The sequence below is a fragment of the Corallococcus sp. AB049A genome (assembly GCF_003668885.1).
Classification (GTDB): domain Bacteria; phylum Myxococcota; class Myxococcia; order Myxococcales; family Myxococcaceae; genus Corallococcus; species Corallococcus interemptor.
The window spans coordinates 1-8,413 of record NZ_RAWL01000381.1 but is presented as its reverse complement, the minus strand read 5'-3'; the positions used below and the strand labels follow the sequence as shown (position 1 = coordinate 8,413).

At 70.5% G+C, this 8,413-nt stretch carries 7 protein-coding genes; 1 reads left to right on the top strand and 6 read right to left on the bottom strand.

Going from position 1 to position 8,413, the window contains the following annotated elements; all coding sequences use genetic code 11:
• Positions 1-24: 24 nt before the first annotated feature.
• Positions 25-2,022: an ATP-dependent DNA helicase gene (locus D7X55_RS30700; RefSeq protein ID WP_120551646.1), complete on the top strand. Its 1,998-nt coding sequence runs from the start codon at positions 25-27 to the stop codon at positions 2,020-2,022.
• Here the strand turns inward: D7X55_RS30700 and D7X55_RS30695 are convergent.
• From D7X55_RS30695 to ctaD, 6 genes are all read right to left on the bottom strand, one after another.
• Entirely contained in the window at positions 1,976-4,129 is a 2,154-nt protein-coding gene (locus D7X55_RS30695) for a TonB-dependent siderophore receptor (RefSeq protein WP_121724915.1), read from the bottom strand. The genes D7X55_RS30700 and D7X55_RS30695 overlap by 47 nt on opposite strands.
• A 61-nt stretch (positions 4,130-4,190) precedes the next feature.
• Positions 4,191-4,565, bottom strand: coding sequence for a cytochrome c family protein (locus D7X55_RS30690; RefSeq protein WP_199747224.1), 375 nt, complete (start codon positions 4,563-4,565; stop codon positions 4,191-4,193).
• The gene (locus D7X55_RS30685) at positions 4,562-5,509 is read right to left on the bottom strand and encodes a cytochrome c oxidase assembly protein (RefSeq protein WP_199747222.1); all 948 of its coding nucleotides are present in this window, start codon (positions 5,507-5,509) and stop codon (positions 4,562-4,564) included. Before D7X55_RS30685 ends, D7X55_RS30690 begins: the two co-directional genes overlap by 4 nt.
• A complete protein-coding gene (locus tag D7X55_RS30680) occupies positions 5,502-5,876 on the bottom strand; it encodes a hypothetical protein (protein WP_120551644.1) in 375 nt (124 codons plus the stop codon). The genes D7X55_RS30685 and D7X55_RS30680 overlap by 8 nt, the downstream gene beginning before the upstream one ends.
• Before the next feature lie 2 nt (positions 5,877-5,878).
• Positions 5,879-6,493, bottom strand: coding sequence for a cytochrome c oxidase subunit 3 (locus D7X55_RS30675; protein WP_120551643.1), 615 nt, complete (start codon positions 6,491-6,493; stop codon positions 5,879-5,881).
• On the bottom strand, positions 6,490-8,413 hold a 1,924-nt coding region (gene ctaD, locus D7X55_RS30670; protein WP_121724914.1), incomplete at its 5' end, for a cytochrome c oxidase subunit I. The genes ctaD and D7X55_RS30675, both read right to left, overlap by 4 nt.

Genomic DNA, 8,413 nt, shown 5'->3' with positions numbered 1-8,413 from the left:
GTCCTCCTGCCCCCGAACCGCCGCATGTCCGCGCCCGCGCCCCGTCCCCCTTCTGTCGACAGCCTGCTGGGTCCTGGTGGCGCGCTGGAAGAGGCGCTGCCCGCGTACGAGCACCGCCCGGAGCAGCTCCAGATGGCGCGCGCCGTGGAGCGGGCCTTCTCCGAGGGCAGCTACCTCCTGGCGGAGGCCGGCACGGGCACGGGCAAGACGCTGGCGTACCTGGTGCCCGCGCTGCTGTCGGGGCGCAAGGTGGTGGTGTCCACGGCCACGAAGACGCTGCAGGACCAGGTGTTCTTCAAGGACCTGCCCTTGCTCAGCGAGAAGCTGGGGATGCGCTTCGAGGCGGCGTACCTCAAGGGGCGCGGCAACTACCTGTGCCTGCACCGCTACGACGCCTTCGAGAAGGACCCGCAGTTCGTCTCCAAGGAAGAGGCGAAGCAGTGGCCGCTGCTCAAGAAGTGGGTGACGCAGACGGAGACGGGGGACCGGGCGGAGTTGGACCTGCCGGAGTCCTTCGCCGCGTGGTCGCGGCTGTCCACCACGTCGGAGACGTGCCTGGGCTCGCGCTGCTCGCAGTATGAGACGTGCTTCGTCACGCGGATGCGCAAGCGCGCGGAGACCGCGGACCTGCTGGTGGTGAACCACCACCTGTTCTTCGCGGACCTGGCGCTGCGCAGCTCCGGCAAGCGCACGGAGGGCGTGCTGCCCTTCTACGACGCGGTCATCTTCGACGAGGCGCACGCGCTGGAGGACGCGGCCAGCAGCCACTTCGGCTGCAGCGTGTCCAACTACCGGCTGGAGGAGCTGTCGCGCGACGCGGTGGCGGCCCTGCCCGCGAAGGACGAGCGGCACGCGACGCTCTCCGCGCTGGCCCAGCGGGTGCGCTCGCACGCGGACGCGCTGTTCCTCCAGGCGCCGCGCGCGCTGGGGCTGTCCAGCCAGGAGTCCACCGTGGCGCTGCGCCCGGAGACGATGGGCAAGCTGTCCGGCGCGCTGGAGCAGGTGCGCGAGGGCCTGGCCGCGCTCGCGTCCTTCGCGGGCAGCGAGCGCGAGCCGGAGCTGGCCGCCATCCACCGCCGCGCGGAGGAGATGGCGGAGCAGCTGACGTTCCTGGAGAAGTCCGAGTCCGCGGACCACGTGTACTGGGCGGAGGCGCGAGGCAAGGGGCTGTTCCTGCGCGCGAACCCCATCGACGTGGCGAAGGAGCTGCGCGACCGGCTCTACGGCGCGCTGGACACGGTGGTGTTCACCTCCGCGACGCTGGCGGCGGACAGCCGCTTCGACTTCTTCGCCAAGCGCATGGGCATGTACGACGACGAGGGCCAGCCCGTGACGCGCGTGCGCACGCTGGCGGTGCCCAGCCCGTTCGACTTCCCGCGCCAGTCCGCGCTGTACCTGCCCACGCACCTGCCGGACCCCAGCGCCCCGGGCTTCATCGAGGCGGCGGCGGAGGAAATCATCCAGCTGTGTGAAGTGACGGGAGGGCGCGCGTTCGTGCTCTTCACGTCGCTGCGCAACATGGTGCGCGCATACGAGCTGACGGCCACGCGGCTGCCCTATCAAGCCCTGCTCCAGGGAGAGCGGCCCAAGCAGCAGCTGCTGGACGCCTTCCGCCAGACGCCCAGCGTGCTCTTCGCCGCGCACAGCTTCTGGGAGGGCGTGGACGTGCCCGGGGACGCGCTGAGCCTGGTCATCATCGACCGGCTCCCGTTCGCCTCTCCGGGCGACCCGCTGGTGGCCGCGCGCATCCGTCAGATTCAGGCGCGCGGCGAGGAGCCGTTCGACCAGTACCAGCTGCCGCAGGCGGCGCTGGCGCTGCGTCAGGGCTTCGGGCGGCTCATCCGCACGCAGGCGGACCGGGGCATCGTGGCGATGCTGGACCGCCGCATCGTGACCAAGGGCTACGGCCGCGTGTTCCTGTCCAGCCTGCCGCCCGCGAAGCGGATGGACGACACGACGGAGCTGAGCCGCTGGTTCAACGGGCCGGTGCGACCGGTGCCGCCCGTGCGCTCGATTCGCTGAACACGTCTCGCAGGCGCAGACCGATGCGGGCCTGGAAGGGCGGGGCCAGCGTGTCCACGCCCGCGCGGCCGGCGAGGTATTGCCGGTCGAAGAGGTTCTCCACCGCGCCGAAGGCGTCCACCTTCCAGAACAGGTGACGGCTCACGAACAGGTCCACCACCGCCGCGCCGCCCATGCCGCGCGTGTTGAGGTCGTCCTCGTACTGCGGACCGAACACGCGCAGCTGCGCGGTGACGGAGACGATGGACGGGTCGTCGAACGTGACTGCCAGCGAGCCGCGATGCCTGGGGTCCTGCGGAAGCTGACGCCCCACGAGGCCAGATTGGCCGGGCGCTCGCGTGACGACGGGGTCCACGAACGTGTACGCCGCAAGCGCGGTCCACCGGCGCGACACGCGCCAGTCCGCGCCCAGCTCGACACCCCGGACGCGGGCCCGGCCCAGGTTCTGGCGCTGGCGGGTGGAGCCGTCCGGCAGCGGCGTGGCGAGGGTGACGTTGGTGATGGGCGCGTCCAGCACGTTCCAGAAGCCGGTGACGCGGCCGGTGAGCCCGTGCGGGCCGGTGGCCTCCACGCCGGCCTCGGTGCCCCAGAGCCGTTCGGCGCCCAGGTCCGGGTTCGCGGCGGTGAGGATGGTGCCCACCTGGAAGGGGCGGTAGAGCTCGTTGAGGGTGGGGGCGCGGAAGGCTCGGTACGCGGAGGCGCGCAGGGTGAGCCAGTCGAGCGGGCGCACGCGCGCGGCCAGGCGCGGGCTGAGCTGGCTGGCGGTGCGGGGCTCGAACTCGGTGGCGGTGGTGAAGCCGCTCGCGACGCTGACCAGCTGTCTGCCGTTGAAGTTGCGCCACGTGTCCCAGCGCAGCGTGCCGGCGAACTCCAGCGCGGGGGACACGGTGTAGAGGTCCTGCACGAAGACGCCGCCGGACAGCTGCGTGCCTCGCGTGGTGCGCGCGTAGACCGTCGTGGGCGTGTACGTAAGCGGGAAGAGCACTTCGTCCGCGTGTCCGGCGGAGCGGCGCACGTCCACGCCCGCGGCGAGCACGTGGGCTCCGCCCATCTTCAGCTCCGGACCGGTCCAGACGAGTGAGCCACCCTGGTCGTTCGCGGGCACGTCCTGGTAGGCGGAGAAGGCCTCGAAGTTCCGGTCCGAGCTGACGCGCGCACGGTCCTGGGAGAAGTCCTGGGTGCGGCCGTAGAGGCCCAGCTCGAAGGCGCCGGCGCCGTCCGTGCGGAGGCGCGCGTTCGCGGCGAACCACGCCAGGTCCACGCTGGCGACGGTGTACTTCGTGCCGCCGTTCTGCACCTCGCGGAACACACCCGCGCGAGCGGAGAGGGCGAGGTGGTCGGTGGGCTCGGCTTCGACGCGCGCCTGGGCGCTGAAGTGATTGGACGGGGTGTCGGCGTCCACGCGGCCGCGCTGATTCTCGGGGACGATGCGGTAGCCGTTGCTGGTGAGGCCTTCAACTTCCAGCGACGCGCCCACGCGGCCCCAGCGGTCCGCGATGCGAGCGGCGGCGAAGCCGGTGCCCAGGTTGCCCGCGGACACGTCGGCGTCGAGCACCGGGCCGGTGATGGGCCGGGAGAACAGCTGCACCACGCCGCCCAGCGCGGCGCTGCCATAGAGCGCGGAGCCGCCGGTGGGGACGACCTCGATGCGGTCCAGGCCCAGGCGGGGCAGGGCGCGCCAGAAGACCCAGCCGCCATAGGGGTCGTTGAAGGGGAGCCCGTCCAGAAGCACGAGCCCACGAGCCACACCCGAGGGCGCGAGCCCGCGCAGGTTGAGCCCCTGCGCGGTGGGGTCCGCGACCAGGGACGGCGTGCGGCGGAACGTGGCCGCGGAAGGAAGCGTGCGGATGAGCGCGTCCTGCGTGAGCGTGGGGCTGTGTTCCATCTCCGCGCGAGGAATCACCACCGTGGTGGCGGGCACGTCGCGCAGCGGACGCGGCAAACGCGTGGCGGTGACGACCGTGCGTGTCTCGCTGGGAACCTGTTCCTCCACAGGCTCCTTCTCAGCGGGCGGCTCCGATTGCGCGCTGGCCACTCCGGGCAGCAGCAATGCCAGTCCAAGCCAGCAGGAGAACGACAGTCGGGAAGAGGCGCGCGGTCCAGGCATCGCGCTCCGCTCTACTGGATGTCGGGCCTCCGGGCGAGCACGGCGAACGGTGACGTCGCCTTCATCGCAACGTGTACAGATACGCCGCGATGTCGCGCGCGTCCCCGTCCTTCACGCCCAGCTCCGGCATCGCGTTGCCCGGCTCGATGGACTGCGGATGCTGCACCCACCGCACCATGTTCTCCGGTGCGTTCTGGAGCCGGCCCGCCAGATACGTGCGCAGCGCGATGCCCTCCAGCGACGGGCCCACCTGTCCCGTCGCGCCCGGCACGCCCGGAATCACGTGACAGCCGCCGCAGCCGTAGTGCCGCAGCGCCTCCTTGCCGCGCTCCACGTCGCCACCCGTGATGGCCATGGCCGTCTGCTTCGCGTCCTGGTTCGCCGCCTGCTTGCAGCCGCCCAGCAGCAACACCCCCACCACGAACACAGCCCTCACGGCACCGTCTCCCTCGGCGCTGACGCCTCGCCCTCGGCGATGTCCGCGCGCCGCTCCGACTCCCCCAGCCACGCCGCGAACAACGCCAGCCCCATCGCGAGGAACAGCGCCCCCGACGGCACCCACATGATGAGCCCCGCGAGCTGCTGGTCCTCCAGCGCGCCCAGCCCCCACTCCACGGCCCTGCGCGCGTACAGCGGATACCAGACCGACCGCGCGAACGTGAGCAGCGCGCCCAGGATGCTCGTGTGCGCCGCCGTGGCGAACACGAACAACACCCCCACCCCGTACCCCGCCTTCCCATAACGCCCACGCAAGAGCGCCCACCAGAACAGCGCCGCCGTGCCGAAGAAGCACAGGTGCTGCACCGCGTGCACCGCCTCGTTCTCCAGCGCCGCCTCGAACAGCGCGGGCACGTGCCACACCCAGCGCGCCACCGCGTGCAGCACCAGCACCACGAACGGCCCCGTCACCCCGCGCCAGACCGACCGCGCCTTCGGCCCCTGGAACGCCCGCGCCACCGGAGCACGCCACGCCTCCGGCAGCGCCCACAGCGCCGTCAGGTGCGGCCGGCCCAGCACCAGCAATGGCGCCGCCACCAGCATCAACAGTTCATGCTGCGTCATGTGCGCGGAGAACAGGATGTCGCTCAGCCGGTCCAGCGGCGACAGCAGCGCCACGCCCAGCGTCAGCCACCCCAGCACGAACATCCCCGCCTCCCACCCACGCACGCCCTTGCCCGGCGCCGAGTGCCGCCACAGCGCCCGCAGGCCCCACGCGTACAGCACGCCGGAGACCGCGAGCATCCCCAGCACCAGCGGATCCACGGTCCACCAGCGCAGCACGTCGTGCGTGTTCAGGTGGTGCGTCTCGCCGCCGTGGGCCCATGCCACGCAGGGCACGCCCAGAAAGAGGCAGAAGAGCCGTCGGATGCGCTCAGTCACAGGGCCTCAGCAGGAAGGTGGGAATCGCGGTGGCCACGAGCAGCAGGGTGAACAGCGCGCTCGATAGGAGTCCGAACGCGGCCATGAAGCGGGCCCGGCCCACGCCGCTGTCCTCGAGCGTGCCCGGCCTTCCGCGCAGCGCCCGCCACGAGCGCCACGCGGAGAACGCCCCCAGTCCCAGCAGCACGACCGCGCCCACGAGCACGCCGTGCAGCAGCGCGGGCCGGGCCTTCTGGCAGTTCGACGTCACCAGGCTGTAGGTCACCTGGAGCGCCAGCAGCCACGCGAACGGCGGCAGCAGCACGCCCGCCCACAGGGCCGCGTTGCGCCCGGTGCCCACGCCGTCATCCGGAGTCGCGTGTGACATGTTCAGCTCGCGAGGACCGCGGGGTCCAGGTAGAGGATGACGTAGATGGGCAGCCAGCTGGCGACGACGAAGAACCAGTAGCGGCCGTTGGTGTGCACGTCGACCAGGTGCTTCTCCTCCACCGGTCCCTTGAACAGCACCCCCAACAGCAGCAGGTCCTCCAGCGAGCCGGAGAGGGTGTGCACCGTGTGCATGCCCACGATGAACCAGAAGATGGACCCGTAGGCGTGCGTGTCCCAGCGGAAGCCAATCCACAGGAACTCCACGATGCGCAGCGCCACCACGACGAAGCCCAACAGGCTCCCCAGCGCCAGCCCCCAGCGCATCCCGCGCAGCCTGCCCTTCAGCGCCGCGCGGTTGGCGTAGTGGATGGGCACCGCGCTCAAGAGCATCACGCCCGTAATCACCGCGGCCACGACCTTCACGTAGAAGGGCAGCGCGGTGGGCGGGAAGTGGGCGTAGTTGCCCCGGATGTAGAAGTAGCTCGCGAGCATCAGCACGAAGGCCGTGGACTCGATGGCCATCAGCCCGGTGACGCCCCACCACAGCGGATCGCGGTGGCCAAAGGCGAAGGTGGGCAGGTGCGACACGTCCAGCGTGCGGCGCGGAGGGCTCATGACGGTTGCTCCGGGGCCAGCTCTTCCTTGTAGGGCGGCCGGGGCCAGAACCAGCCCGTGAGCGTGATGAACAGCAGCACGCCGCCCACGACGATGCCCCAGGGCGTGAAGATGACCATGATGAACATCACCCCCGTGGCCAGCGCCACCCACAGCGGCCACAGCGTGGGCCCGGGCAGCTCCGCGCGGTGGTCCGGCGCCGCGTCCAGCAGCCGCGTGACGAGCACCTCCTTGCGGTCGCTGCGCACGCCGGTGACGACGGGCTGGTCCTCCGCCGCCGTCCACCGCGCATAGCGCCCGCGCACCGTGGGCAGGTGCAGGAAGTTGTACGAGGGCGGCGGCGACGTGGTGCCCCACTCCAGCGTGTCCGCGCCCCACGGGTCGTTCCCCGCCACTTCGCCGCGCTTCAGGCTCCAGAAGATGTTCACCAGCAGGAGCGTGATGCTCACCGCCATGATGACCGCGCCCACCGTGGCCAGCAGGTTGAGCGGCTGCCAGCCCCGCTCCACGCCGTACGTGTACACGCGGCGCGGCATCCCCATCATCCCCAGGAAGTGCAGCGGGAAGAACGTCAGGTTGAACCCGAGGAAGAAGGTCCAGAAGTTCCACTTCCCCAGCCGCTCGCCCAGCATCCGCCCGGTGATTTTGGGGAACCAGTAGTAGAGCCCGCCGAAGAGCGGGAACACCGCGCCGCCAATCAGCACGTAGTGGAAGTGCGCCACCACGAAGTGCGTGTCATGCACCTGCTGATCCACCGAGTACGTGCCCAGCATCACGCCCGTCAGGCCGCCGGTGACGAACACCGCGAAGAAGGCCAGCACCCAGTACAGGGGCAGCTTCAGCCACAGCCGTCCGCCCCACAGCGTGGCCAGCCAGCAGAAGATTTGAACGCCGCTGGGCAGCGCCACCATGAGGCTGGCGGCGGTGAAGAAGCTCTGCCCCAGCTGCGGCAGGCCGGTGGCGAACATGTGGTGCACCCACAGGCCAAAGCCGATGAACCCGATGGACACCATGGACAGCACCACCGGCAGGTAGCCGAAGACCTGCCGGCGCGTGAAGACGGCCAGGATGGAGGACAGCATCCCCAGCGCGGGGATGAAGATGATGTAGACCTCCGGGTGACCGAAGAACCAGAACAGGTGCTGCCAGAGGAGCGCGTCGCCGCCCTCGGCCGCGTTGAAGAAGTGCGTGCCGATGAGCCGGTCCATGGCCAGGGAGGTGCTGGCCACCATCACCGCCGGCATGGCGAAGACGACCATGAACGACTTCACCAGCATGGCCCACACGAACAGCGGCATGCGGTTGAGCGACATGCCCGGCGCGCGGTGCTTGAACACCGTCACGATGAGGTTCACCGCGCCCGCCAGGCCCGCCAGCTCCGTGAAGGTGATCATCTGCGCCCAGATGTCCACGCGCTTGCCCGGCGAATACTGCGGCCCGGCCAGCGGCACGTAGCTGAACCACCCGGCATCCGGCCCCACGTTGAGCAGGAAGCCGCCGTAGAGCAGCAGGCCGCCAATGAGGTAGGTCCAGTACCCGAAGGCGTTGAGGCGCGGGAACGCCGCGTTGCGCGTGCCAATCATCAGCGGCACCAGGTACAGCCCCACGCCCTCCATCATCGGCACGGCGAAGAGGAACATCATGGTGCTGCCGTGCATGGTGAAGACCTGGTTGTACAGGTCCGGTCCCATCACCTGCTTCTCCGGGCCGGAGAGCTGCCAGCGCATCAGCAGCGCCTCGATGCCTCCCAGGAGGAAGAAGACGAACGCGGTGATGATGTAGCGCTTGCCGATCTCCGTGTGGTGCACCTCGCTCAGCCAGCCGATGAGCCCCTTCTTCGGGGCCCAGGTGCGCTCCAGGTACAGCCGTTCCCAGGCCTCGTCGTCGCGGACGGGAGGGGGCTCCGGCGGAGTGGGGAGG